The sequence below is a fragment of the Streptomyces sp. NPDC002935 genome, from assembly GCF_040611295.1.
In the GTDB taxonomy this organism is placed as follows: Bacteria; Actinomycetota; Actinomycetes; order Streptomycetales; family Streptomycetaceae; genus Streptomyces.
Map to the genome: position 1 here is coordinate 91330 of NZ_JBEXNW010000029.1, position 26026 is coordinate 117355.

Annotated in this window: 23 protein-coding genes, 1 tRNA gene and 1 pseudogene; 16 read left to right on the plus strand and 9 right to left on the minus strand. The window is 69.8% G+C overall.

Features of this window, described 5'->3' with window-relative positions; genetic code table 11:
• The first annotated feature begins 32 nt into the window (after positions 1-32).
• Positions 33-482 carry a hypothetical protein gene (locus ABZX90_RS31755; RefSeq protein WP_355210604.1) on the plus strand — a complete coding sequence of 150 codons (450 nt, stop codon included), beginning with the start codon at positions 33-35 and terminating at the stop codon, positions 480-482.
• Positions 482-676, plus strand: coding sequence for a hypothetical protein (locus tag ABZX90_RS31760; RefSeq protein ID WP_351131158.1), 195 nt, complete (start codon positions 482-484; stop codon positions 674-676). The genes ABZX90_RS31755 and ABZX90_RS31760 overlap by 1 nt, the downstream gene beginning before the upstream one ends.
• A gap of 205 nt (positions 677-881) precedes the next feature.
• Here the strand turns inward: ABZX90_RS31760 and ABZX90_RS31765 are convergent, their stop codons facing one another.
• Positions 882-1520: a methyltransferase domain-containing protein gene (locus ABZX90_RS31765; RefSeq protein ID WP_351131160.1), complete on the minus strand. Its 639-nt coding sequence runs from the start codon at positions 1518-1520 to the stop codon at positions 882-884.
• Positions 1521-1662: 142 nt separating this feature from the next.
• Here ABZX90_RS31765 and ABZX90_RS31770 point away from each other — a divergent pair, with 142 nt between their 5' ends.
• Together ABZX90_RS31770 and ABZX90_RS31775 are read left to right on the plus strand one after the other, a co-directional pair.
• Positions 1663-2349: a TetR/AcrR family transcriptional regulator gene (locus tag ABZX90_RS31770; RefSeq protein WP_355210607.1), complete on the plus strand. Its 687-nt coding sequence runs from the start codon at positions 1663-1665 to the stop codon at positions 2347-2349.
• Positions 2350-2627: 278 nt separating this feature from the next.
• Positions 2628-4964 carry a SpoIIE family protein phosphatase gene (locus tag ABZX90_RS31775; protein ID WP_355210610.1) on the plus strand — a complete coding sequence of 779 codons (2337 nt, stop codon included), beginning with the start codon at positions 2628-2630 and terminating at the stop codon, positions 4962-4964.
• A 4-nt stretch (positions 4965-4968) separates the two neighbouring features.
• Here ABZX90_RS31775 and ABZX90_RS31780 read toward each other — a convergent pair whose 3' ends face one another.
• From ABZX90_RS31780 to ABZX90_RS31790, 3 genes are all read right to left on the minus strand, one after another.
• A complete protein-coding gene (locus tag ABZX90_RS31780; protein WP_355210613.1) occupies positions 4969-5409 on the minus strand; it encodes an ATP-binding protein in 441 nt (146 codons plus the stop codon).
• Between the two features lie 89 nt (positions 5410-5498).
• Positions 5499-6740 carry an NAD(P)/FAD-dependent oxidoreductase gene (locus ABZX90_RS31785; RefSeq protein WP_355210616.1) on the minus strand — a complete coding sequence of 414 codons (1242 nt, stop codon included), beginning with the start codon at positions 6738-6740 and terminating at the stop codon, positions 5499-5501.
• Positions 6741-7224: 484 nt separating this feature from the next.
• On the minus strand, positions 7225-7572 hold the full coding sequence (locus ABZX90_RS31790; RefSeq protein WP_351131166.1) for a PRC-barrel domain-containing protein: 348 nt from the start codon (positions 7570-7572) through the stop codon (positions 7225-7227).
• A 694-nt stretch (positions 7573-8266) separates the two neighbouring features.
• Here ABZX90_RS31790 and ABZX90_RS31795 point away from each other — a divergent pair.
• From ABZX90_RS31795 to ABZX90_RS31840, 10 genes are all read left to right on the plus strand, one after another.
• Positions 8267-8794, plus strand: a complete 528-nt coding sequence (locus ABZX90_RS31795) for a hypothetical protein (RefSeq protein WP_355210619.1) — start codon at positions 8267-8269, stop codon at positions 8792-8794.
• A 473-nt stretch (positions 8795-9267) separates the two neighbouring features.
• On the plus strand, positions 9268-11397 hold the full coding sequence (locus ABZX90_RS31800) for a hypothetical protein (RefSeq protein ID WP_355210622.1): 2130 nt from the start codon (positions 9268-9270) through the stop codon (positions 11395-11397).
• An 86-nt stretch (positions 11398-11483) separates the two neighbouring features.
• Positions 11484-13022, plus strand: coding sequence for a GT4 family glycosyltransferase PelF (gene pelF, locus ABZX90_RS31805; RefSeq protein ID WP_355210625.1), 1539 nt, complete (start codon positions 11484-11486; stop codon positions 13020-13022).
• Complete coding sequence (locus tag ABZX90_RS31810; protein WP_355210628.1) at positions 13019-14395, plus strand: hypothetical protein; 1377 nt, start codon at positions 13019-13021, stop codon at positions 14393-14395. The genes pelF and ABZX90_RS31810 overlap by 4 nt, the downstream gene beginning before the upstream one ends.
• A 97-nt stretch (positions 14396-14492) precedes the next feature.
• Positions 14493-15494, plus strand: coding sequence for a GDP-mannose 4,6-dehydratase (locus ABZX90_RS31815; RefSeq protein ID WP_355210631.1), 1002 nt, complete (start codon positions 14493-14495; stop codon positions 15492-15494).
• Positions 15495-15528: 34 nt separating this feature from the next.
• Positions 15529-16242, plus strand: a complete 714-nt coding sequence (locus ABZX90_RS31820; RefSeq protein WP_355210634.1) for a nucleotidyltransferase family protein — start codon at positions 15529-15531, stop codon at positions 16240-16242.
• A gap of 7 nt (positions 16243-16249) precedes the next feature.
• Positions 16250-17179, plus strand: coding sequence for an NAD-dependent epimerase/dehydratase family protein (locus ABZX90_RS31825; RefSeq protein WP_355210637.1), 930 nt, complete (start codon positions 16250-16252; stop codon positions 17177-17179).
• Positions 17176-17838, plus strand: a complete 663-nt coding sequence (locus tag ABZX90_RS31830; protein WP_355210640.1) for a spherulation-specific family 4 protein — start codon at positions 17176-17178, stop codon at positions 17836-17838. Before ABZX90_RS31825 ends, ABZX90_RS31830 begins: the two co-directional genes overlap by 4 nt.
• A 284-nt stretch (positions 17839-18122) precedes the next feature.
• Positions 18123-19985: a M1 family aminopeptidase gene (locus tag ABZX90_RS31835; protein WP_355210643.1), complete on the plus strand. Its 1863-nt coding sequence runs from the start codon at positions 18123-18125 to the stop codon at positions 19983-19985.
• A 100-nt stretch (positions 19986-20085) separates the two neighbouring features.
• Positions 20086-20153 (plus strand) — tRNA-Ser (locus ABZX90_RS31840).
• A 4-nt stretch (positions 20154-20157) separates the two neighbouring features.
• Here the strand turns inward: ABZX90_RS31840 and ABZX90_RS31845 are convergent.
• From ABZX90_RS31845 to ABZX90_RS31860, 4 genes and pseudogenes are all read right to left on the minus strand, one after another.
• Positions 20158-20376, minus strand: a complete 219-nt coding sequence (locus ABZX90_RS31845; RefSeq protein ID WP_355210646.1) for a hypothetical protein — start codon at positions 20374-20376, stop codon at positions 20158-20160.
• Positions 20373-20585 (minus strand): helix-turn-helix domain-containing protein, encoded by a 213-nt coding sequence (locus ABZX90_RS31850; protein WP_355210649.1) that lies wholly within the window; start codon positions 20583-20585, stop codon positions 20373-20375. Before ABZX90_RS31850 ends, ABZX90_RS31845 begins: the two co-directional genes overlap by 4 nt.
• Positions 20575-21134: pseudogene (locus ABZX90_RS31855) on the minus strand (replication initiator); the annotation flags it as partial. The pseudogene ABZX90_RS31855 and the gene ABZX90_RS31850, both read right to left, overlap by 11 nt.
• A gap of 139 nt (positions 21135-21273) precedes the next feature.
• Positions 21274-21852, minus strand: a complete 579-nt coding sequence (locus ABZX90_RS31860; RefSeq protein WP_355210652.1) for a hypothetical protein — start codon at positions 21850-21852, stop codon at positions 21274-21276.
• A gap of 374 nt (positions 21853-22226) precedes the next feature.
• Between ABZX90_RS31860 and ABZX90_RS31865 the strand changes: the two genes are divergently transcribed.
• The gene (locus ABZX90_RS31865; protein WP_355210654.1) at positions 22227-22793 is read left to right on the plus strand and encodes an SLATT domain-containing protein; all 567 of its coding nucleotides are present in this window, start codon (positions 22227-22229) and stop codon (positions 22791-22793) included.
• Between the two features lie 1080 nt (positions 22794-23873).
• Here the strand turns inward: ABZX90_RS31865 and ABZX90_RS31870 are convergent.
• A complete protein-coding gene (locus ABZX90_RS31870; protein WP_355210657.1) occupies positions 23874-24644 on the minus strand; it encodes a transposase in 771 nt (256 codons plus the stop codon).
• Positions 24645-25141: 497 nt separating this feature from the next.
• Between ABZX90_RS31870 and ABZX90_RS31875 the strand changes: the two genes are divergently transcribed.
• On the plus strand, positions 25142-25666 hold the full coding sequence (locus tag ABZX90_RS31875; protein ID WP_355210660.1) for a hypothetical protein: 525 nt from the start codon (positions 25142-25144) through the stop codon (positions 25664-25666).
• The last annotated feature ends 360 nt before the right edge of the window (positions 25667-26026 follow it).

Below are 26026 nucleotides of genomic sequence, written 5' to 3' on the forward strand. Positions count from 1 at the left end.
GCAACCGCCCCCGGAACGAAGAGGAGTTCAGGATGTCGAGTACGTCGGGTACGTCGAGTACTTCGAGGACGAAGATGCCGGCGGCATCGAGGACCAGGACGACCGTCGTCTCGCTGCTGGCGGTCGGCGCGCTGCTCGGCGCCGCAGGCGCCGCGTCGGCCGACGGCCCCGGGGCGAAGCCGTCGGGCGCGCCGACCGGTGACGGCGCGCAGGCGCTCTGCAAGCGGGCGCCGAAGATCGACCACCGGATCGACCGCATCCTCGAGCGGCTGAACGGGGACGCCACGCAGCGTGGTTCCATCGCCCGTCTGGAACAGCGCGTGGCCAACGCCAAGTCCGCCGGGCACACGGAGATCGAGACCTATCTCGACAACAGGCTCACCTTCCGGCGCTCGCTCGTTCCGACCCTGGAGGGCCGCCAGAAGGACCTGGCGGACGTCGAGAAGTGGTGCGAGAGCCACGGCGACGGAGCTGACTCCTGATGCGTGTACGGCACCTCGCCCTGGCCGTCGCCACGACCGCGCTGTTCCTGACCGCGTGCGGCGGCCCCGCGGACACCACGAACGCCCCCGCCTCCCCCGACGCGACCTCCACGGACGTCACCCATCTGCGAAAGCTGGTCGACGACGCGGAGTCGGCGGCGAGTTCGGCCGAGTCGGACATGGCCCGGGAGTAGCGGCCGGTGCCGTCCGCCCCGACGGTGCGCGCGGAGTTCACACGGCCGGGGCGTCGGGGCGGGAGCTCGGGAGCAGTACCTGGAGCCGGGACCTCGGGGGCAGGACCCCGAGACCTCGGGGACGAGGCGGGACGTCGGAGCCGGGACCCCGGGGACGAGGCGGGAGCTCGGGGCGCCGCGGGCCGGTGACGCGCCCCGGCCGGGCCTAACTCACCTGCTCCGCGGGCCCCGTGGGCATCGGACGTACGCCTTGGACGTACGTCAGCCACGGGCGGACGTCGCCGCTCCCCCGCAACGCGAACCCCGCGCCGGTGACGAGCCCGTCCAGCAGGTCGGTCCGGTTGTGGGACATGGCGTGGCCCAGGCCGCCGTGCACCAGATGGCGTCCGAGGGCGGTCCGCGGCGGCCGGAACTCGACGACCAGCAGTCGTCCGCCCGGCCGCAGGACGCGCCACATCTCCCCGAGGGCCGCCGGCCGGAGTTCTTCCGGCAGGTGGTGCAGCATCAGGCTGGTGACGACGGTGTCGAACGACCCGTCCGGCAGGGCGAGGTCCTCGGCGATCCCCTCCCGATACGTGCACACGGCGCCCCGTCCGGCCCGGTTCCTGCGCCGCGCGTAGGCGAGCACCGAGGGCGACGGATCGACTCCCGTCACCGCTCCCCCGGGTCCGACGGCGACGGCCATGCGCCGGGTCAGATACCCGGTGCCGCAGCCCACGTCCAGTACGCGGTCCCCGGTCTCGGCTCCGCTCAGCGCGGCGAGCCGGGTGAAGGCACGGTTTCGTCGGCCCGCGAAGCAGAGCGCGCCGCACAGCTCGTAGCTGCGCGGGGCTCCGATCGTCACCCCTGGGGTGTCCGTGTGCGGCTTCCCTTGCATAAGGCGCCCGATGGACATACCGGCCACACTCCTTAACTTAGTAACAACTAAGTACGACCCCAACTTAGTCCCGACTAAGAAAAGTCGCAAGGGGCATACGATGGCGTGCGTGACCGACGCCGAGAAGACCCCCGCCCACCAGGGCAAGGCCCGTACACGCACCCGGATGCCAGCCGCCGAGCGGCGCGCCTCGATCCTGGCCGCGGCCACCGAGGTCTTCTCCGAGACCGGCTACCAACGGGGCAAGGTGTCCGACATCGCCCGGCGCGTCGGCGTCACGGAACCGGTGGTCTTCCAGAACTTCGGCTCCAAGTCCGCCCTCTACCAAGCGGCTCTCGACCACGTGACCACCGCGGTGACCACACTCCTGACCGAGGCCGCCGACACCGGGCGCCCCGTCCCCGAGGTACTGGCCGCCTTCCTGGACCCGGCCCACATGGACCGCTTCCACCAGCGCGGCGCACACGGTTTCCTCTTCGCCGACGCGGCGGCCCTCGCACACGACCCGGCCCTCGGCGAGGCCGCCCGCCACATCCACCAGCACTTCGCCGAGGCCCTCGCGGGCCTGCTGCACCGCGGCCAGATCGCCGGCGACATCCGCGGCGACATCAGTCCGGACACCGCCGCCTGGTGGCTGATCTCGCTCCTCGCCGGGCGCCCGCTCCGCAGTGCGGTGATGCCGGACCGGGCCGCCCTGGAGGCCGAGTTGACGACCATGGCACTGCGGTCGCTCCTGCCCCCGGGCGACGAGCACGCTCCTGAACCCCCGGCAGGCCATCAGCCACCCGACGGGTGAGGGCGGAGCCGGTTCGCGTACGGCGCTCCTGGAGAACACGCGGGACCGACCCCGCCGCGCTCGGCGACAGCGCCTTCCGGCCCCGCAGCGCCGGGTTCCCGCAGGACACGGACGTCGACGCGCCCCACCTTCGGCAAGGTCCTACATTAGTAGAATCATTGCTTTGTGGACCAAAAAGCACATGGTTCGCGAAATGACCTCCTCCGGTGACATTCAGCCGTCGAAGTCGACCCATGACGCGGGGGTGCGCAGCCGGACACACAGCAGAGGTGGTTCCGGTGACTGGTGACACTCCGCTGATGATCGTCGACGGCGCGGGCGTCGTCGTCCGGTGGAGTCGCCGGGCACGGGAGATCTGGCTGCGCTCGGACTCCGAGGCCGTGGGACAAGCGGCCCTGGCCATGGTCATGGCCGACGCCGGGGACTCCGGCGTCGGTACGGAACCCGGATCCGGAGCTCCCGGCATCCACGACGTCGACGGAAACCCGGTCGACCTTCGTGTCCAGGTGGTGCCGCTCTCCGACGGCGGGGTCGCGTGGGGCGTCTTCGAGGCGGACAACAGTGCCGTCCCCGGCGACACCCGGACCGCGGCGTTCGACATCCTGCGCGCGAAAACGGGCGAGGCATTCTTCGTCCTGGACTCCGAGTTGCGCGTTCTCAGCGTCAATGAGGCGGCCTGCGCGTTGTGCGACGTCGCGGCGGACAAGGTTCTCGACATGCCGGTCGCCGAGGTGTGCCGTCCCTCCCGTCCACAGGAGTTCGAAGGCCTTCTGCGGGGCGTACTCACCGACGGCACGTCCGTCACCGACTACGTCGTACGGCTCGACCCACTGGACAGTGCGGCACCGGAGCGTTTCGCGAAGGTCTCGGCGTTCCCCCTGACAAACGCGCGCGGCGTGGTCGCCTCCATGACCGAGATCACGGAGTCCCTGCGGACCAAACGGCGCCTGGAGGCGCTCGGTTCGGTCCGCGAGCGGGTGGGGCGGAGCCTGGACGTCGTGACGACCTGCCAGGAACTCGTGGACGCGCTGGTCCCCGGTTTCGCCGACATAGCGGTGGTCGAGGTGGTCGACGCGGTGGTGCGCGGTGAGGATCCGCCACTCAGTCCCCTCGGGCGCGACATCCCCCTGCGCCGCGCGGCCTTCCGCAACGCGGCACCCGTCCATGCGGCGCAGGCCCATCCCATCGGCGACGTACGGGCCCTGCCGTCGCCGACGCCCTATTCACAGGTGCTCAGCGACCTCAGACCGCGAGCCGTCCCCCTGGACAGCGGCACCCCCTGGTTCGACGCCGATCCGGAGCGGGCCCGCGCCATCCGCGCCTCCGGCGCCCGCCTGCTGCTCACCGCCCCGTTGGCGCTGCGGGGAGCCGTGCTCGGACTGCTGAGCCTCTATCGCGTACGGCCGAACGACGCCTTCGACGAGAACGACCTCGCCGTCGCCCACGAACTGGCCACGCACACTTCGCTCAGCCTCGACAACGCCCGCCGCTACACCCGCGAGCACACGATCGCGGCAGCCTTGCAACGCCACCTGCTGCCTCCGGAGCCTCCCTCGCAGACGGCCATCGAATTCGCGCAGTTGCACGTCCCGGCCGACGCGGGAGGGGGCACCTGGTACGACGCCTTCGGTCTGCCGGGCGCTCGCACGGCCCTGGCCATCGGGGAGGTCAGCGGGAGCGGCATCGACGCCGCGACCGCCATGGGCCAGCTCCGGACGGTGATCCATTCGCTCGCCGCGCTCGACCTGGAACCCGACGAGTTGCTCGCCCGCCTCAACGACGCGGTCGTACGGCTCGCCCACGAGCGGGCGGTCCTGCCGCCGGGCGATCCGCTGCACCAGCAGCCGCTCAGGGCCAGCTGCGTCTACGCGGTCCACGACCCGCTCCAGGCGGTCTGCGTCATGGCCTCCGCCGGTCATCCCAAGCCCGTCGTCGCTCACCCCGGCGGTGCGGTACACGTCCCGGAGATCCCCGCGGGTCCTCTCCTGGGCAGCGGGGAAGGACCTCCGTTCGCCACAGCCTCCGTCCCCATGCGGGAGGGCAGCGTTCTGGCACTGCGCACCACATCGTTCCCGGCCTCCGAAAGTGCGGACGGAGACCGTTCGAACCCGCTGCGAGAAGCGCTGACCCGGCTGGATCGCCCTCTGCGCGAGGTGCGGGACGACATTCTCTACAGGCTGAACGACACGTCGGGCAGCAACGATGTGCTTCTCCTGCTGGCCCGCACCCGCGCCTTTCCGCCGGACCAGGTCGCCACTTGGTCCCTGGAATCCGTGCCCGCAGCCGTCGCGACGGCACGGCACCGCGCCCTGGACAGACTCAGGCTGTGGCGCGTGAGCGAAGAGACCGCGTTCGCCACCGAGTTGATCGTCAGCGAGCTGGTGACCAACGCCGTGCGGTACGGAGCTCCACCGATCCGGTTGCGCCTCATCAAGGACGTCACGCTCACCTGCGAGGTCAGCGACGGCGGCAGTGCCGCTCCGCGCATACGCCACGCCCGCACGGTCGACGAGGGCGGACGCGGCCTGTTCATCTGCGCGCAGGTCAGCCACAACTGGGGCATCCGCTACTCCGGGGAGGGCAAGACGATCTGGACGGAACAGACGCTGCCCTAGGAGGCTATGCGGCCCCCGCGTGGATGCCCGCGGCCGCGCAGTCCACGTCAGCCCACACCGTGTGCCCCTCGGCCGTCGGCTCGTCTCCCCAGTTCTCGGCGAGCGTGTCCACGATCAGGAGTCCGCGACCTCCGTCGGCCAGGGAGAAGGACGGATGCCGCCAGGTGGCGCGGACGCGGCCGACGTCCGGGCCGGTCCCGGCATCGGTGACCTCGATCCGCAGGCGCCGCCCCTCGTCCGAGCGGGTCTCCGTGAGGACCACGCGGACGGGTGGCCGACCATGCTCCAGGGCATTGGCGATCAGCTCACCGGTCACGAGCAGGACGTCCTCGCAGGCGTGCTCAAGACCCCATTCCGTCATCCTGCGGCGGAGATCCCTGCGCTGCCCGCGCAGAACGGGTGGCCCGGCCGCCGGGACCACACACTGCATGTACGTTCTCTTCATCTCGGTTCATCCCTTGAGTTCCCTCAGTGGAGATCCGTAGCGACCGCCCCCGCGGATGACAGGTTTCTCAACTCCCTTGCACACCCCCTCTACCGGGCCAGGTCCCTGGTGACCTCGCGGGCCGCGCGGGCGCCCGACGCCAGTGCGCCCTGGACCGAACCGGTGGCCCGGTGGTCCCCGCACACATAGCGGCCCGGGGCGACACGGGTGGTCCGGCCGAGCGGGTGCGGCGGGGGCATCGCCGGCAGGGCGTCGGGAACGGTGCGGACGGTCAGCAGGTCCCAGTCGGCGGTGTCGGTGCCGTACACCTCGGCGAGCGCGTCGCGCAGCCATGTCTCCTGGCCCTCCTGGTCCTGCCCGAGGACCGAGGTGGCGATCAGCGACATCCCGGGCGGGGCGTAGCCGGGGACGACCTCGCTCAGGACGCAGGTGTTGAGGAAGCGCCTTCTCGCGTCCGTCATCAGGACGGCTTCGGCCAGCGGGGAACGGGTCGCTGCGTGGTAGTACGTCGTCACGACGCGGTAGGCCGGAAGATCCAGCTGGGGCAGCAGGCGGGCGGCAGGGCCGGGCCCTGTCGCGACCACCACGGCCCGCGCGGCGAGTTCGTCTCCGGCGTCCAGTTCGACGCCGTCGTCCGTGAGGCGCATGACCGGGCTGCCCAGGCGCACGGTGTCCGGGGGCAGCGCGTCGGCCAGCAGGCGCGGCGCCGCCCCGATGCCCGCGCCGGGCAGGCACAAGGTGCCGCGCAGCATGCTGCGCCAGACGAGATGGAACACCCGGCCCGAGGTTTCCAGCTGGTCCTCCAGGAAGACGCCGGACAGGAAGGGCCGGAAGAACCGTTCGACGAACTCCTCGGAGAATCCGGCCGCGGCCAGCGCGGTGCGCGTCGTGCGGTCCTCCCCGCGCTTCAGCGATCGTGCGGGAGCGATCATGTCCCGGCCGGACAGGGCGGCCAGCGCGAGCAGGTCGCGGGTTCCCGCGAGCCGCCCCGGACGCAGATCGCCCAGTCGCCGCGGCCCGCGGGTCGGGTCGCTGAAGCGCAGCGGCCCGTCCTCCGTGTGCACGAGGACGCCGGGTGCGAAGGGCCGCAACCGCAGGTCGCGCAGTACGAGCCGCCGGCGGACCTGCGGATAGGACGTGTTGAAGACCTGGAAGCCCCGGTCGACGACGAACCCTTCGTGCGGGTCGGTGCGCATCCGGCCGCCCACCCCGTCGGACGACTCGAGGACGCGGACCCCGAAGCCGTTGCCTGCGAGATCGTGGGCGCACGCCAGACCGGCGAGCCCGCCGCCGACGACCAGGACATCCGGCACACCGCGCTTCGCGGTCATGGGCATCTTCCTCCGAGCAGCCGGTCCGGTCCGCGCGTCGGTGGGCGCGGGGTGGTCCGGGCACGTGCCGACGCCTCTGCGCCGCCGCACGCGCCCTCCTGGACCGATCTTCCCGTCGAGCCCGCCGGGCGGATGCGGGGCCACGCCGGAAGTCGGTGCCGCGGGTCGCACGGCGCGTGGCGGGGAGAAGGGAGCGCGGGGCGGAACATCTCGGCACGGTCGGCCGTTGTAAGGAGTGTGGCGCGGAGGCGACAGTGCCCCCGGGGCCGGCCCACGGCCCATGGGGACGATCGTCCGGCTTAAGGCTCCTGGAGCCTTTCGCCGAGAGGCGACCGCCCTCCGCACACCGCATGAACGACCCCGGCTGGTCTCCCCCGTCCAGCCGGGGTCCCTTATGTGCGGCGCAATCGCTACGCGGCGCCCCCAGACCAGGAAAGCGCCGATGCCGCCCGGAATGCGGGCGGCACCGGCGGTTCGCGTCGCGTCAGTGGCCGGATCCGTAATGGCCGCCGAGCTGATCGCGGTAGTGCGGATCCCCGAGATGCTTCTCCTTGTCGAATTCCGGTGCCGACTTGATCTCGTCCTTGGTCCGGGTGACATGGACGGTCTTGTCCTCGTGGCTGATCGACGTGATCGTTCCGGCGGGCAGCAGGACCTCCTTGCCGAAGATCCAGACGCCGGTGTCCACGACGATGTACTGAGAACCGACCACGTCGGAGTACTTGTCGACCTTCCCGATGTGGCCGTCGGTCGCCTCCACCTTGTACCCGGTGAGATCGGCGTCGGGTGTGTGACCGCTGGTCGGGCCGTAACCCCAAAGGTTCTCGTTCACGAAGAAATCCTCCAACTCATCTGCGGATGCGCGCTTTCTGCTGTTTCCCGTTGTTTCATGGCGAAGTCGACGGGTGTCCCTTTCCCGGCCGGTGACACCCGTTTCCCGGAGATTGCTCGAATTCCCCTCACGAGCGCGGGACTCGCGCCTTCCCCCTCCAACACGTCCGACGCGTCCGACGCGCCCTTCGGGAACCTGGGCTGCGAAAAAGATGCGGCCCCGCCGCGGGGTCCAGGGGGGCGGGACCACGGGCGGGGCCGAGGGCTCGGGGTTGCCGGGGGGGAGGGCATCCACGAGCGGTCTGCGAGTGCTTGTGCCCGCGCGTCCCGGGTTCATGCACGGGAGTTTCGGACGGGGAGGGAGGTGCCACCGAGGGGACGGCGCCGACCCGGCCGGAAAAGACCGGCTTGGCCGGTTACGCGGCCGCACCGAGTCCACCGGCGAGGCGTGCGCGGAGCGCGGTGCGCCCGGTATCCGCCAATAGCCCCGGCGGGACCGCGGATCCTCCGATGCCGGCCCGGTCCGGCGGGCCGGTTGCCCGACTCCGCGCTGCCGTGCGGGAATCGCGGAAGCGACCGCTCCTCACGGTGCCTCCACACTCTCGGCACCGGACATCCACTTCCGGCCGATCATCACGCTCCGTGCCCGCATGGGGGCAGACGGTGCGTTCGCCGCTTGCCTAGCCTCCCGGGCCATGCGATCAACACAGTTGAGACGTCTCGGTCTCGCCCCCGTCTTCGCCCTCGCCCTCGCGCTGTTCGGCCTGGCCCCCGGCGCGAGTGCGGCCGACCCGGCCCCGGCCGACCTGACGTTCACCACGGACAGCGCGACCGCCCTCCCCGGCGGCACGGTGAACCTGTCGATGACGATCACCAACCACAGGACGTACGACGTCTGGTTCGTCCACCAGACGATCGAGCCGACCTGGCTGACCACCCAGCGGCCCGATCTGAAGTACAGCTTCACCGGCTGCAACCTGGCCACGGCCGCCGGCAGCGTCCCGTGCCCGGGCACGGGACCCACCAACCTCGGCCCGAACTACGGGTCCACCATCCCGCCCGGCCAGAGCCGAACCGTCACGCTCACCCTCCAGATCGCCGCCGACTCCGGCTGCAACGGCAACATCGGCTTCTACTCGTACTACTACGCCGAGTTCAGCGACAGCACGAACACCAGCGGCGGTCCGGTGTACACACCCGAGACCCGCGTGGTCTGCGCCTGATCCAGGTCGGCGCCCGACGAGTCGATGGGGCGGCCGGTCCGCGCGAGTCGCGCGGACCGGCCGCCCCATCGGCACACAGGCAGGTCACAGGCGCGGGTCAGGGTGACCTGAAACCGATCATTCGCCCACAACCCGTCGCGGTCTGGACCACTGGCACTCCAACGGGGCGGATCAACGCATTCCAGAACCATCCACCCCGGGCCGTTGCCAGCGCAGGGGTGTTTCACGCGGTAACCGGTCGCTGCCCCACAGTGACAGTCGGACCCTGTCGCGGCGCCGGTGACCCCCCGTTGGATACCCGCTCTTTTCCGTCACGTTTCGCAGCAGGCGCACGAAAGCTACACAGAGCCACCACTATGTGACGCGACGAAAGCGTTGACGGCCACGTCTGAGGGGGGTGTGGCGTCGCGCCAGGGGGTGGTCGGCTCCATGGGAGCAGTACTCACCCCTGCCCGGGGAGGGGACCTCACCGCATGAAGCGGACTCACACGACCGCGCTGACCGTCGGCGCGCTCATCGCCTCGTTCGGCTTACAGGCCGGCACGGCACACGCGGACACCGCTACGCCCCGCATCGATCTACGGGTCCTGATCGTGAGCGACGGCGGCCCGGCAACCGACGCCATCGCCGCCGAACTGGCCGCCGCCGGCACGCCGTACACCGAGGTCGACCTGCAGCAGTCCGGACGGCCCGTGATCGACGCCGGTTTCCTCGCGGACACCGTGGACGGCGTACCGCGCGCCAAGTTCCAGGCCGTCGTGCTGCCCAACGACAACCCGTTCGCGGCGAACTCCGCCGAGATGGCGGCCCTCGCGACGTACGAGCAGACCTACGCGATCCCACAGGTCGACGCGTACACCTACGCGCGTCCCGAAGCCGGTCTCCCGTACCCGGTATACGGCGGCTACTCGGGCAGCCTCGACGGCGTACAGGCGCAGGTCACGACGGCCGGCAAGGCCGGACCGTTCGGCTATCTCGACGGATCGGTACCGTTCGAGGACAACTCCCCCACCGTGGGCGAGAGTTACGCGTATCTGTCGACGCCCGCCGCGGGAGCGGACTTCACTCCGTACGTCGACGCGCCGGTCCCCGGACAGTCGACCCGAGGGTCGCTCGTGGGCGAGTACCGGCACGACGGACGGCGCGAGCTCGTCGTCACGTTCGTCTACAACCGGTACCAGCAGCAGTTCCGGCTGCTGGCCCGCGGAATCGTGGAGTGGATGACCGAAGGCGTGCATCTCGGCGCCTCGCGCAACTACTTCGCCGTGCACGTCGACGATGTCCTCGCCGGTGACGACCGCTGGGACACCACGCTCAACTGCACGCCGGGTGACGTCGACTGCCCGCAGGGCGAGGGCGTCGCGAACCCGATCCGGATGACCCCGGCCGACGTCGACCACGCGACCGACTGGCAGACCGGGCGGAACTTCACCCTCGACCTCGCCTACAACGGCGCCGGCAGCGTCGACCAGCGCGAGGACAACAACGGCGCCGACCCGCTCGCCGACAAACTGATCGCCGACCGCGACCGGTTCCGCTGGATCAACCACACCTACACCCACGCGTTCCTCGGCTGCGAGCAGGACGTCAGCGTGGTGCCGTGGAAGTGCGCCACCAGCGCCGACGGCAGCACCAGGTGGGTGGGCCGCACGACGATCGCCGACGAGATCGCCGCCAACCGGGTCTGGGGCCAGACCGCCGGACTCCCCCTGGACAACGAGGAGTTGATCACCGGCGAGCACTCCGGTCTCAAGGTCTCGCCGCAACAGCCCGCCGACAACCCCAACCTGGCGCTCGCGCTCGCCGACACCGGCGTCACCTGGCTCGGATCCGACAACTCCCGCGAGCCCGACCAGCGTCAGGTCGGTCCCGCCACCACCGTGCCCCGCTACCCGATGAACGTCTTCTACAACGCGGGGAAGGCCGCCGAACAGGTCGACGAGTACAACTGGATCTACACCGGCCGCGCCCAGGGCGGCAGCGGCATCTGCGAGGACCACCCGGACACCTCGACCTGCCTGTCGGCGCCGCTGAGCACCAGCACGGGCTACGCCGACCACATCGTTCCGCTGGAGACCCGGATCGACCTCGGGCACGTGCTCGCGAACGACCCCAAGCCGCACTTCATCCACCAGTCGAACCTCGCCGAGGAGCGCCTCGCCTACCCGGTCCTCGACGGCGTCCTCGACGGCTACGCGGACCTGTTCGCGGACGACACCCCGGTGGTGAACCTGCGGATGAAGGACATCGGCGTCGAACTGGGGCGCCGCGCCGCCTGGAAGGCCGCGGTCGACGCCGGCCAGGTCACCGCCTACCGCGTCGGCGACACCGTCACCGTCCAGGCGCCGAGCGGCGTGGCGGTCACCGCCACCATGCCCACGGGCACCACGAACGGCACCGCGGGCTTCGGCGACGCCTACGCCGGCGAGGTCTCCGGATGGACCGCGTCGGCCGGCACCCCGATCACGCTCGGCCTGCCGTCGTCCACGCCCGCCCTGTCCTCTCCCCTCGACACCGCACGGCAGCCCGCGACCAGCGGCACACCGCGTACCCGGGTGCCCGCGGGCGTCACCGAGCAGGTCCCCTACAGCCCGGACAACTGAGCAGCGCACCGACCGAAGGTCCCGGCCGCGCCATCAGCGGCCGGGACGGGCACGACCACCCCACACCTCGGCCGTGGAGCACATCGATGCACGTTCCCCGCGGCGCGCGCCGGCTCGAATCGACGCGCGTCACACTGCTCACCGAAGGCACCTACCCGCACAGCCATGGCGGCGTCAGCGTCTGGTGCGACCAACTCGTCGACGGCATGCCCGACATCGACTTCGACGTCGTCGCCGTCACCGGCACCGGACGCGAACCGATCGTGTGGGACATCCCCGCACACGTCACGGACATCGTCACGGTCCCCATGTGGGGGCCCGCGCCCGAAGGCCGCCCGCCCCGCGGGCGGCGCCGCAACCAACTCACCGCCGCCTACGAACAGTTCCTGACCGCTCTGGTCGACCCGTGCGCCGAGGACCGGTTCGCCGGCGCCCTGTACACGATGGCGCGGGCCGCGGCCGAGGGGATGCTGAGTCCCTTCCTGCGCGGCGACCGCGCGATCAGCGTTCTGACCGGCGTGTGGAACCGTCCGGGTCTTGCCGTCCGCGAGGCCCGGCCGACCCTGCACGACGCCATCACCGCGACCGCTCTGCTGGAGCACGCGCTGCGCCCGTTGGCCGCGCCGCTGCCCGAGCACGGGGTGGCGCACGCCGTGAGCGGCGGCGTCGCGGTGCTGCCGGGTCTGGCCGCGCTCGAACGGCACGGCGTACCCCTGCTGTTGACCGAGCACGGCGTCTATCTGCGCGAGCGTTATCTGGGCTACCGGACGGCCCCGTACCGCTGGCCGGTGAAGGCCGTCGTGCTGGGCTTCTTCCGGCTGCTCGCGGAGGAGACGTACCGGCGTGCCGCCCTGATCACCCCGGGCAACCGCTACAACCGGCTGTGGGAGGAGCAGGGCGGCGCCGCACCCGACGCGATCCGCACCGTCTACAACGGAGTGGACCCCGCCGCGTTCCCGCCGGCGGGTCCGGAGCCCGAGCGGCCGACCCTCAGCTGGGCCGGACGCGTCGACCCGATCAAGGACCTGGAGACCCTGATCCGGGCGTTCGCCCTCGTCCGGGACCGACTCCCGGACGCGCGACTCAGGTTGTTCGGCGGCACACCGCGTGGCGGCGAGGCCTACCGCGAACGCTGCGAGGCCCTGGCCACCGAACTGGGGCACGCGGACGCGGTCACCTTCGAGGGCCGTGTGGACGACATCAAGGACGCCTACGCGGCGGGCAACGTCGTGATGCTGTCCAGCATCAGCGAGGGCTTCCCGTTCACCCTGATCGAGGCCATGTCGTGCGGGCGGGCGACCGTGTCCACGGACGTGGGCGGGGTGCGCGAGGCCGTCGGCGACAGCGGCCTCGTCGTCCCGCCGCGCGATCCGGCCGCGATGGCCGCCGCCGCGCTGGAGCTGCTGGGTGATCCGGCGCGCCGTGGCTCCATGGGCGAGGCGGCCCGGCTGCGGGTGATCGAGCAGTTCACCCTGCGCCAGACCGTCGACACGTTCCGGTCCATCTACCTGGAGCTGTCGGCACTCGGCCGGATCATGCCGGGCGTGCTGGAGACGGCCGACGCCGCGCTCGCGGCACCGGGCAGCCCGGCGGCACCGTCGATGCCGAGGAGCCTGGCCGGATGAGCGGACCGATGGCCCTGGAACCCGGCGGCGCGGAGGGAGACACCCTGTCCCTGCGGCTCGCCGACGACCGCCCGCCCGCCCTGTCCGCGCCGGGCCATGGCGCCGACCGGGACGCGGTCGACCGGCTCGCCGCCGAGCTGGCGGACGGCATCGGGCCGGCCGTCCACCCGTACGAGGTGGCCGCGCTGCTGGAATCGGAGGGGCTGACCGCCGAGGTCATCCAGGAGCGGTACGGGCACCCGAACCTCTTCTCGCTCGCCTCCGCGTTGTACGAGCGGGTGCCGCGCACCTTTCCCGAGCCGGCCCGGCCCGCGAACCCGTGGCGTCCGGACCATGTGCGCTGTGCGCTGCGCGGGGCACTGTTCGCCCTGCCGGGGCTCGCCTATCTGCTGGCCGGGCGGCTGTGGCACGCGGGCCGGGACCTCGATGTCCTGGTGGTGGCCGGACTCCTGTCCTGGGCGTGGGGTCAGGCGCTCGGGCACCGCGTCTACCTGCGCATGACCACGGGCCGCCGCGAGGCGGGCCGCACCCTGCTCAAGGGGGCACCGCTCGGTGCGCTCGCCGCGACGGCGGCCGGGGCGCCGATCGCCGGGTCCGGCACGGCGATCGGGGTCGCCGCGGCGCAGTCGGTGTATCTCGCGGCAGCGGGGGTGCTGCTGGTGCTGGGCGGGGAGCGGCTGCTGCTGGCCGCGCTCGCCCCTCTGATCGCCGGCGCGGCGGCGCTGCCCTGGTGGGAGCCGGGGAACGTGCTGCGCGTCGCCCTGCCGCTGCTGTCGGTGCTCGGCGCGGTCGCCGCGGCCGGCTGGGCGCTGCGGGCCGCTTTCACCGCCTCCCCGGTCCCGGACGGCGCGCGTCCGGCGCTGCTGAAGTCGCTGCCGTACGGCCTGTTCGGGCTGTCCGCCGGGGTGCTGGTGCTGCTGGAGGGACGACAGCATCCGTACGCCGTGATCGTGCTGACCGTGAGCATGGGACCCGCGGAGTGGCTGCTGTACCGGTATCGCGGGATGTCGGTGGCGGCGCTGCGGGCGACCGCGACCCCGGCCGCCTTCCTGCTGCGTTCGGCCGGCGTCCTCGGCCTCTGCCTGCTCCTCTACGTCCTCCCGCTGCTGCCCGCGGCCCTGCTGACCGGCGCGGAGCCGGGCCCGCTGCTGCTGCTCGCGGCCACGTTGTGGATCGCGTTGCTGCTCCAGGCCTTCGGGGTGTCCTGGCCGCCGGCCGCGGTCTGTCTGGCGGCGGCCGGCGGGGCCGCCTCGGCCACCGTGCTGCATGCCCCGTCGAGCGCCGTCGCGCTGTCCCTGTTCTGCGGCACGGCCGCCCTGTGTCTCACAGCCTGTGCCGTGCGGCTGCTGGGGCGACCCGCGCCACACGCCTGAACCACCGCCCGCGGCCCGCCCGGACCACGCGGACCGCCACCGTGCACCGAAGTCAAAACGCACATCACACGAGCAACCGACCGGAAGGACCTACGAGTTGACCACCGAACCGCTCGCCGCCGTCACCGGAGCCGAGGGTTTCATCGGCTCTCACCTCACCGAGGCGCTGGTTGCCTCCGGACATCGGGTGAGGGCCATGGCGCAGTACAACTCCTTCTCCTCGTACGGCTGGCTGGAGACCCTGCGTCCCGACGTCCTGGATCACGTGGACATCGTCCTCGGCGACGTCCGGGATCCGGGCTCGGTCCGCGGTCTGGTCGAAGACGCCGACTGCGTCTACCACTTGGCCGCGCTCATCGCGATCCCCTACTCCTACCGGGCGCCGCACAGCTATGTGGACACCAACGTCACCGGCACCCTCAACGTGCTGGAGGCGGTGCGCGCCCTCGGCACGCCCCGGCTCGTGCACACCTCCACCAGCGAGACCTACGGCACCGCGCGGACCGTGCCGATCACCGAGGACCACCCCATCAACACCCAGTCCCCGTACGCCGCTTCGAAGGCGGGCGGGGACCGGCTGGCCGACAGCTACCACGCGAGTTTCGACACGCCGGTGGTGACGCTCCGGCCGTTCAACACCTTCGGCCCGCGCCAGTCGATGCGCGCGGTCATCCCGACCGTCATCGGCCAGGTGGCCGCGGGCGAACGCACCATCACCCTGGGCGATCTGCGGCCCACCCGCGACTTCACCTTCGTCAAGGACACCGCGCAGGCGTTCCTCGCCGTGGGCACCGCGCCCGCGGAGCGGGTCGTGGGCCGGACCTTCAACGCCGGTACGGGCGGCGAGATCTCGGTCGGCGACCTGGTGGCGCTGATCGGCAAGGTGATGGACACCTCCCTCGACGTGCGCGAGGACGCGGGGCGCATCCGGCCGGCCAACTCCGAGGTGATGCGCCTGGTCGCCGACGCGACCCGGCTCGCCGAGGCGACCGGCTGGAGCCCCGCCCACGAGCTGGAACAAGGACTCGCGCAGACCGTGGAGTTCTTCCGCGAACCGGCGAACCTCGCCCGTTACAAAACGGGCATCTACAACATCTGACCCCGTCCGGCACGTCCCACGAAGGAGGAGCCCCATGCACGCAGTGATTCTGGCGGGAGGCAAGGGCGTCCGGCTGCGGCCCTACACCACCGCGCTGCCCAAGCCGCTCGTGCCCATCGGTGATCAGCACGCCATCCTGGAGATCGTGCTGCGCCAGCTCGCCTCGGCCGGGTTCACCGGCTGCACCATCGCCATAGGCCACCTGGGCGAGATCATCCGCGCCTACGTCGGCGACGGCTCCCAATGGGGCATGGCCGTCGACTACTCCACGGAGGAGAGCCCGCTCGGCACCATGGGCCCCCTGCTGACCATGCGCGATCGGCTTCCCGAGTCGTTCCTCGTGATGAACGGCGACGTGCTCACCGATCTCGACTTCGCCGACGTCCTGGTGCGGCACCGGATTTCGGGGGCGCCGCTGACCATCGCGACGTACGCGCGCAAGGTGCAGATCGACTTCGGTGTGCTGACCACCGACGACAGCAAGGTGGTCGCCTTCACCGAGAAGCCGAGCATCGACTACCGCGTCTCGATGGGCGTGTACGGTCTGTCGCGGTCCACGCTCGAGGGCTACACCCCGGGGCTGCCGCTGGGCTTCGACGAGCTGGTCCTCGACCTGCTGCGGAGCCGCAACGAGCCGCACGCCTACGCCTTCGACGGGTACTGGCTGGACATCGGCCGCCCGGACGACTACGACCGGGCCAACGCCGAGTTCACCACCCGCAAGTCGCTGCTGCTCAAGGGAGCCTGACCACCGCATGCGCATTCTCGTCCTGGGCTTCACCGGCTATCTGGGCGGCCATGTCGTCGAGCACCTGCACTCCCTTCCGGGCGTGCGGGTGCTCGGCGGCGGCCGCTCGCCCGCCGCGGAGTTCGCCATCGACCTGGCCACCGCCCGCAAGGAGCGACTGGTTCCGACCCTGGCGGCGGCCGCACCCGACGCCGTGATCAACTGCGCCGGCGCGACCGGCGGCGACGCGGTGACTCTCTCCGAGGTCAACTCCCGTGGCCCCGCGGTTCTTTGCGCGGCGCTGCGCGAGGCGGCGCCGACCGCCCGGCTCGTCCATCTGGGCTCGGCCGCCGAGTACGGTCCTGGCATCCGGGACACCAGCGTGACCGAGTCGGCCGCCACCCGTCCCCTCACCCCGTACGGGGCCACCAAGCTCGCCGGCACCGTCACCGTCACCACCTCCGGCCTCGACGCGGTGGTGCTGCGGGTGGGCAACCCGGTGGGGCCAGGGGCACCGTCCGCCGGGCTGCCGGGCCGGATCGCGGGGCTGCTCCACGAGGCCGGACAGGACCCGGACGCGGTGATCCGCCTCGGCGACCTGTCCGCCTACCGCGACTTCGTGGACGTACGCGATGTGGCGCGGGCTGCGGTGTCCGCGGCGACGACGCCCGGGCCGCTGCCGCGGATCCTCAACATCGGGGGCGGAAAGGCCGTTCCGGTGCGCGACCTGGTGGGCGGGCTCGCGCGCGTCGCCGGTTTCCGGGGACGGATCGAGGAGAACGGCGGCGGATCCGCCCGCTCGGGCGAGGTGTCGTGGCAGTGCTCCGACATCACCGCCGCCGGGGAGGCCCTCGGCTGGCAACCGTCCCTGACCCTCGACGACTCGCTGGCCGCGCTCTGGACGGCCGCGAGGGAGCCTTCTCCCGTACGGCAGGTCGAAGGCGACCGGGCGCCATGAGTCTGCTGATTCCGCTGTACGTCCACCCGGGCGAGGACCCGGGCGCCTGGCACCGCCTGATCACGTCGGCCGACCGGACGTACGGGGTCGTCATCAACCCGGCGGACGGGCCGGGCGCCGGTCCGGACCCCGCGTTCACCGCGGCGACAGACGCGCTGCGTTCGGCGGGCGCCCGGCTGCTCGGCTATGTCGACACCGACTACGGCGCGCGCGATCCGGACGACATCGCGGACGAGGTCCTGCGGCACCGGGACTGGTACGGGACGCAGGGCTGTTTCCTCGACCGGGTGACGTCGACCGCGGCCGCGCTGCCCGCCTGCAAGCGGCTGGTGCAGAGCGTACGCCGGCTGGGCGCGGCTCCGGTCGTGCTGAACACGGGCGTTCATCCGGCGCCGGGGTACGCGCGCTTCGCCGATCTGCTCGTCACGTTCGAGGGCCACTGGTCCACGTATGTGTCGGCGTTCAGCAGACCGGCGTGGACCGCGCGGCACCCGCCCGAGCGGTTCTGTCATCTGGTCTACGGCGTCCCCGAAGCGCTCGTTCCGCTCGCCGTCCGCACCGCGCTCGACCGCGGTGCGGCGGTGGCCGGGCCGGTGACGGGTGAACTCCCCAATCCCTGGTCGCGGTTGACGCCCGCCCTGCGCGAGCCGGAGTCCTGAGCCGCACACATCCCCGGCCTGCCTTCCCGTACTCCGACCTCCTTTCCAGCATCCCGACCTCCTTTGCAGCACCCCGACTCCTTTTCCATACTTTGATGGCATGTCTCGGTCAAATCTGCGAGGCTTCCAGGTGCCGTCGCCCTGACCCCAGGGTGACGGCACGGAAATCTCACCAAGCGACCGCGCGCACCCGCGCGCGGCCCGCGGCCGTCCACCGGCGCACCCCAGTCGTCCGGGCGGCCACCGAGCAGGCCGGAATCCCGGCCGCCTCAAAGGAGTTTCGTGTGAGACCGACCCCCCTCAAGGCCTTGGCGGCACGCGTCCTCACCGTCGCCGCCCTGGCCGCAGTCTCGCTCCCCAGCACCCCCGTGGCGGCCTCGCCGCACACGGCACCGGCGGCGGCAGCCGCCTGCACCCCGGCCCAGGTGGTCACCAACGGCGGCTTCGAGAGCGGCACTTCGCCCTGGACCCAGTCCTCGACCACCGTGATCACCAGCCGCTCGGGCCAGACCGCCCACGGCGGCACCAGCTTCGCCTGGCTGGACGGTGTCGGCAGCACCCACACCGACACGCTCTCGCAGAGCGTCACGATCCCGTCCGGGTGCAGCAGCGCCAGCCTCACGTTCTGGTTGCACATCGACACGGCCGAGACGACCTCGTCGACGGCATACGACAAACTCACCGCGAAGATCGGCAGCACGACGCTGGCGACGTACTCGAACCTCAACAAGGCGTCCGGGTACGCCCAGAAGTCGTTCGACGTGTCGGCGTTCGCGGGCCAGACCGTGACCGTCGCCTTCACGGGGACCGAGGACTCCAGCCTCCAGACGAGCTTCGTCCTCGACGACGTCGCCCTCAACACCTCCGGGGACACGACCCCGCCGGCCGACTCCACCCGGACCCCGGCCGCCCCCGCGTACACGGTCGACCTGACCAGCAACACGAGCGGCACCGCCTGGACCGGCCACGAGAGCGCCACCTTCACCAACGCCTCGTCCACCGCGCTCAGCGAGGTGTACCTGAGGCTGTGGGACAACTACCACGGCACCTGCTCCGCGATGCCCATCACGGTCAGCAATGTCACGGGTGGCACCGCCGGTGCCCTCTCGGTCAACTGCACCGCCCTCAAGATCACCCTGACGACACCACTGGCGCAGGGCCAGAGCGCGACCGTCGGCTTCGACCTCGGCATCACCGTGCCCAGCGGCGCCGACCGGTTCGGCTACGACGGCGCCTTCAGCTTCATCGGCAACGCGCTGCCCGTGCTCGCGGTCAAGGACGGCGCCGGCTGGCACCTGGACCCGTACACCAACAACGGCGAGTCCTTCTACTCCCTGGCCGCCGACTTCAGGGTGACCCTCGACCACCCGACGAGCCTGCTCGTCCCGGCCACCGGCGCCTCGGTCGACACCCCCGGCTCCAGCGGTCGCACGGTCACCACGGCCACCGCGTCCAAGGTCCGTGACTTCGCCTGGGCGGCGGGCCCGTTCAGCAAGATCTCCGGCACCTCCACCGCCGGCACGCCCATCAACGTCTACTCCGTATCGGGCATCAGCTCCGCCAACGCCCAGTCGATGCTCACCACCGCCAAGTCCGCCGTGGACGCCCACGCCGCACGCTTCGGCGCGTACCCGTACGGCGAGTTGGACGCCGTGATCGACAACAACTTCTGGTTCGGCGGCATGGAGTACCCCGGGTTCGTCCTCGACCTGGTCAGCACCACGGCGCTCACCCACGAGATCGGTCACCAGTGGTTCTACGGGATCGTCGGCGACGACGAGTACACCAGCCCGTGGCTCGACGAGTCGTTCACGGACTACGCCACCGACCTGGCGCAGGGCAAGACGGGCACCAGCTGCTGGAGCAGCGTCTCCTGGGCCTCGACCGCGGAGAAGATCACCAATTCGATGGCCTACTGGGACACGCACTCGTCCCGCTACTCCACCGTCGTCTACGGCTACGGCAAGTGCGCCCTGCACGACCTGCGGCGCGTGCTCGGCGACACCGTCATGGCAAAGCTCCTCAAGGACTACGCCACGTCGCACTGGTACGGCGTCTCGACCACGGCCGAGTTCAAGGCGGCCGCCCAGGCCGCCACGACCACGGACCTGACGTCGTTCTGGACGACCCACCGCATCGACGGCTGACCGGCCGGCGTATCCACGGCTGACCGGTCACCGTATCGACGGCTGACCGATCGCCGGTTCGCCGCGGTGGCGCCTTCGGGCGTCGTCGCGGCGAGCCGACGCCGACCGGCGAACCACCTCAACCGGCCTCTGGAGCCGTGTGCGCAGGTTCGAATCCTGCCGGGGGCACCCCTCATGAGGTGCCCAAAGACCCCGTCACCAGCGGAAACGCTGAGGCCGGGGTCTTCGCGTATCCCCGCACGAGCTTGGCCCGGAAGCGGTCGGCCAGCGCCTTGGTCTTGTGCGACTCAGTGAACGGCTGTCCGTCGACCACCCAGCGCACGAGGTAAGTCGGCTTCTTGGTGGTCTTGTTGACCGACAGCTTCCAAACAGAGACCTTGTAAGACTTCACGAGGCCACCCCCTCCGCCCGCTCGTCCAACCAGTCGTTGAGCACGTCACGCCGGACCCGCAGCTCACCGTTCGGCAGCCGTATGCAGGCCGGTGCGATGCGGAGCTCTCGCCAGCGGTAGAAGGTGCGCCGGGAGATGCCGCCCAGCTCGTCGAGCACCTGCCGCACGGTGAGGAGTTCGGCCGGCTTCGCACGAGTGTCACGCGCCATGGGAAGCACCGCCCTCCCGCACCGAAGCGGCCAGAAGTGCCGCCTCTGGCGAGTAGCCGCGCCCTGCGTAGCGCCACTCGCCGACCGTGACCGTCGGACGGTCGGCCAGGCCGAGGACGGTCCGCTGTTGCTCGGCGCGATGGTCGGCACGGGCCTGCCGGAGTGCGGTCAGCGTGGTGGAGTAGCGACGCGACTTGCTGGAGAAGTGGCCGCCGTAGCCGAGCATGTGCGCCCAGCGGCGCAGCCCCAGCGACGCGAATTCCGACAGGCCGCCGAGCCACCAGCACGTGCCGATCATGCGCAGCACGTGTGCGCGTACGGGCAGCATGACCATCTCCCGCGCGTCGTGTATCCGCCCGTCCACCGCGCCCGCGGATTCTGCCCCCTTCGTGGCGTACTTGGCGATGTAGCCAGCCACGGCAGCCGCGGAGGCTGGCCGCGCGCCCGATCCCCGTTCAACGTCGCGCCGCAGTTCCAATCCGAACCGGTGCCAGGGGCTCCCATCCCGTCCACCATCGCCCCAGGCAAAGCCGAGCAGACGCGGCCCATGGCGTCCAGGTCGTTCGTACAGTGGCGCGCTCCACCTGGACGCCATGAACCACGCCCGCTCCACATGCGTGTGGGTCGACGGCGGACGGGATGGGAGCTGGGGAGAGTGGTGGGTTGGGGTAGGGGTGCCGGTGAGGGGTCAGTAGGCCAGATCAAGGATGCTCTGCACTGCGAGCCCAACGGCGACGCAGAAGAGACCAAGCACCTGCTCGTGCAAGCCGCGAATCGTCTTTCGTTTTGCTTCCTCATCGAGAGCAGTGAGGCGAGCTTGGAGATCGTTAGCGATCTCCTGATCCTCTTGCTGGCGCGCCTTCGCCTCCTGCCCCAAGTCGTGCTGCACGTCTTGAGCCAGCTTGAACGCACGGTTCAAGCGGTCTTCAACCGCAGCCTTGAACGCATCGGGATCCTGGGCAGGGTCAGGCAGCGGCCCGAACTGGACGATGCCCCGAGCGCTTCCGACGAGGCCAACTTCCATGGCGGCACCAAGGCGGCCAGTGATCATCCTCGGTCGCGGGCGTCCGAAAAGTCGACGTGAGAGGCGCTTAACGCCAAACCACAGCTGTCGCGCCACCCCAAGCTCAGCCACCATCACCCGAGTGAAGAAGCGATCGCCCGAATCTGACGAGTCCTTGAACGTATTCGACAGTCCAACTGCTGCCGAGAGCAGACCCAGAACCTGAAGCACGATGCTGGAGATCTTGAAGGCAGTTTCGAGCACCTGCCTATCCTCTGCCTCGGTCGATGATCAGATGTGTAGATCACGAAAACTCACGTACCGCCGAGGTGCGGTGCGGGCTCGCTGTCAAGCCTCTGTTCGCGGCTGACATCAGTGGCTGACACCAACGGGGGCGGAGAACGGTACCAATCTCCGAACGTCAGCGGATCGGGCACCGGCACGGAAGACGGATCGCGGCAGGGCTCCGGACCGCCGTGATCGACCTGACAAAAATGAGTCTGGACCTCAAAACCTGCCTCTACCGCGAGGCGCCATCCTCAGCCGAAGGACAGCACCCCACCGGCTTTAACTCTGGCGACCTAGGTTTTGCGACTGACCACGTACCTGTTGCTGGTGCCGCCGCTAGGCTCCGCGCCATGAATCGGCCGACCACCACGCAGCAGCAAGGCAACAGGGTGTTCTCCGGCATGCGTCCGCCGAGTCCGCCCCCGGATGGATCAGATGCCCTCGGGGTGACGAAGCACTACCTCTGGCACTACGGAAACGAAATCGCACGCACACGCGAACTGACGAAAAAGCATGCCCGGAGGACCACGGTAGGAATCGCGGCCCTAAACGGGATCATCGCCGTGCTTGGCGTGGCAGTCGCTGTCTGGCCGACTCGCGCGGCCTGGTTTGGGCTGACCAGTACGGGCATGGCGGGGTTCATCAGCGTGATCACAGCCTGGAGTGGCCTTTTCCGTCATCAGGAAATGTGGCAGCAGCGAAGCTTGATCCTTGCGGAACTGCAACGCATCACACGGAATGTCGAGCGTCGGGAAGCAGCTGGCGAGGATCGGCAACTGGTCGCACGGGAGGCGATGGAACAGCTTGACTCAACACTCGGCCAAGACGTCACCAACTGGGGGAGCCTCAGCCGGACTCAACCGGCAGGTGGCCAAGGCCGGGCACCCGCAGCCACGCGCGAGGGCACACAGGAATGACCAGCCTGCCCAACCGCAGCTCAGAGAGCTTCCCGCGATGCAGCGATCGGCTCGCCCGACTTACGTACTACAGGCAAACACTCCAGGGCGAGTTGCTCCAGTCGTGAGGATGCGCTACGTCGGCGGCAACCCATCCGACCGCGTGGACGCGCGATTGGCGGTGGAGGCTGGAGATGCCGCCCGTAGTCACCTGGAGATCGATCCCGCGGCGGCTTTTCAGCCAACGTTGCCCGGCACTTTGTAGCTACACGTTGACTACACGGTGTACATACACGCCAACCCTGCTTGCAGCACTGATGGTGAAACCCGCACATCCGAGATGCAGTTCTCAGAGCAAGCGCTTCGTTGCTGGAAGTGGGCGTCCGGTCCGTGACTGGATTGGGACCACGGCAACGCGCTGCTACGGTCTCCCAACAGATCAACCGGGCAGCAATCGCAACTCCCTGTACTGCCAAACTAGTTGCGATGTGATGACTGCTGAAAGTTACTCAACTGCATAACGAAGACCCGTCCGGCGCTCGTCTCTCACAACCATCGCCGCACGGGTCTCTCGATAATGAGGAGTAGAACGTGCCGGAGCGCGACCACTCACTCCAACCGGTAGCTCATGGCATAGACCATGAGGCAACGGATAGCGGGAACGTTACACCCAGGGCAATCAGCGAGCCAAGCACACGAGGTCACCAAGCGGCGGCACTCATCACGGCAATCGCCAGTCTCATTACGGCCTTGACGGGACTCGTCGCTCTCCTGCTGTATCGCCACTAAGCCGCGCCCCACTGACACCGACGGGCGCGAACTAGGCGAGCCCGACAGCCGCGTACGCGATCTTCCAAACTGGTGCTCCTTGCCAGTTGTCACGACCGCGTGCGGCGACTGGCACCAACGAGCACGAACAACCGCGATCGGCGCCGGACCTCAGTGCGCGATCGGCAGATACCCAGGAGCCGTTGGTCGACGTTGGTGGACCTCGTGATCGACCTGATAAGGATGCGGGCACAAATTTGCACCTGTTGCAGCGTCTAAGTGCTGTCCCGTAAATGACTTCGGGCATGCCTGCTGATCTGGCCGTTTGCTTTGTCATCCGGCGAGGGTGATGTTGTGCAGGCGGGCTATGCCGACCATGGCGTGGTGGACGCCGTCGCCTTTGAGGCGGCAGTCGCGCAGGATCTTCCAGGTCTTCATGCGGGCGAAAGCGTGCTCGACGCGGGCGCGGACTTTGCGGTGGGAGGTGTTGTGTTCCTCTTTCCAGGCCGGGAGTTCGGCCCGGCCGGGTTCGCAGTGGTGCGGGATGACCAGGCCGGTGCCGCGGTACCCGCCGTCGGCGATGACTGTGGTCTTGCCGACGGCAGCCTTGGCGCCGGAGAGTTCCCATGCCTTGCAGTCGTTGCGGTTGCCGGGCAGTGGCCGGCCGACGGCGACGACGAGCCGGGTGTCGGCGTCGATGACGACCTGGTGGTTGGTGGAGTAGCGGTAGTTCTTCGACTGCTCGGCGACCTGGTGGTCGCGGGTGGGGACCAGGGTGCCGTCCACGATCAGCACGGTGTCCTTGCGGAACCGTCTGCGTGGTTGGAGGGCGAGTACGGGTCCGAGGTGGTCGATGATGCGGTCTGCCGCGGACTCGGACACCCCGAACAGCGGCGCCAGTTGGCGCAGGGTGAGGTTGGTCCGCCAGTAGGCGGCGACCAGCAGCACCCGGTCCTCCAGCGGCAGGCTCCAGGGCCGGCCCTTGCGCACCGGGTCGGCGCCCTCGCGCTGCAACGCGGTGATCAGCTTGCCGAACTGACGCGGACTCAACCCGGTGAACGGGGCTATCCAGGACGGCTCCGACGCCGTGATCACACCAGCCACGCCAAGATCATCTCACCCGTGACCAGCAGTTACGGGACAAGTCTTAGCCCCAGCATGCGACCTGCGTTCTGGGCGAGCCCGCTGAATCCGAGCCGGCGGCGCAGCACGGTGATCATTCTCGGCCACTCACTCTGAGTAGGTTGCCCAGGCAAGAAATCTAAGAGAGAGGGTGACACGCGCCAAGAGCCGTCGCGGCCGACTGGCCAGCCCATCAGGCCCAACGATTCTCACTTAGCAGAGATGGGTATCGCTGAGGGTGGCCCGGCGGGGCAAGTCGAGCGTGAGTTGGCCAAGCGCCAGACCGAACGGCAGCGTGCGGAGAGCAGCGCGAACAGAACAGGCCCGTATGGAAAGAGAGCGTCAGAAGCAGGCGCGAGAAGCAAGCTTGCATGAGCTCAAAGTTGATGTCGAGAAGCGCACCCGCCAGGCGCAAGAGCGCCTGGCCGAGCTACAAGTGTTTGGCTACAAGCGCTGCCGTACGAGGGGGATTGCAGTCGATGAACGTCGTCAGTAACGCAATCACAGCCGTAGTCACATTGTTCGCCGTGCTGCTCGGCGGGTGGCTGTCCACCCGGAATCAAGATCGACTTTGGCGGCGCGAGCATGCGCGCCAGTGGAGAGACATACGGCTAGCTGTATACCGTGACTTTCTAACGGCCTACCGCGAGTACGTGGCCTTCACTCGCGACCCTGCTGCCAACATCTCGGCTGTCCCGCATCCGACGCGGATCGGAACAATGATGCCGTTCTTCGATGCAACTGGTCGTTCCTATGCAGAGCGGATGGAAGCCACGAAGACATCAGCCCTCCTTGTAACGGAGCGCCCTGCCATCCTGAACACCGTCGAACAACTGGTGCGGTGCGCTCGCCACATCGCCGCTGCCCGTGCCACGCATGGCGTGGGAGATATGCCCGCAGAGAAGTTCCAAGAGCTCTGGGCTGCCGAACGAAACTTCCTGGATGCCGCACGTCGCGAGCTTGGGCTCTACCCCATGCCACAAGACGCAGCAGGGCTAGGGTAGGCGGCGGAGCACGGGTCTTGGCGGTCGTCAGCCAGGAAGTCCTCTGCCGCTTTGCTCGCCTCATCATCCTGGTTTAGCTGCTGAAATACAGGCCTCTGCCCAAGCCTGCGGGCGTTGGGTTGTTCGGCACTGCAGACAGCCGCACCGCAAGCGCACCAGATCGAGCGGGGAACAGCGGGGAACCATGGTGAAAGCCCCCGGTCGGAAGCGGCCACCATCCGACCATCCGGACCAGGTCAGCGCACCGATCAGCCCCATAGTTCCGCAGCTTCCCAAGCTGAGCGTCCGATCTCGCCGTACGTCGGTCGTGCTGAAGCCAGTAGGCCGAGCTGCTCAGGCTCATATGGTGATCGCATGCCG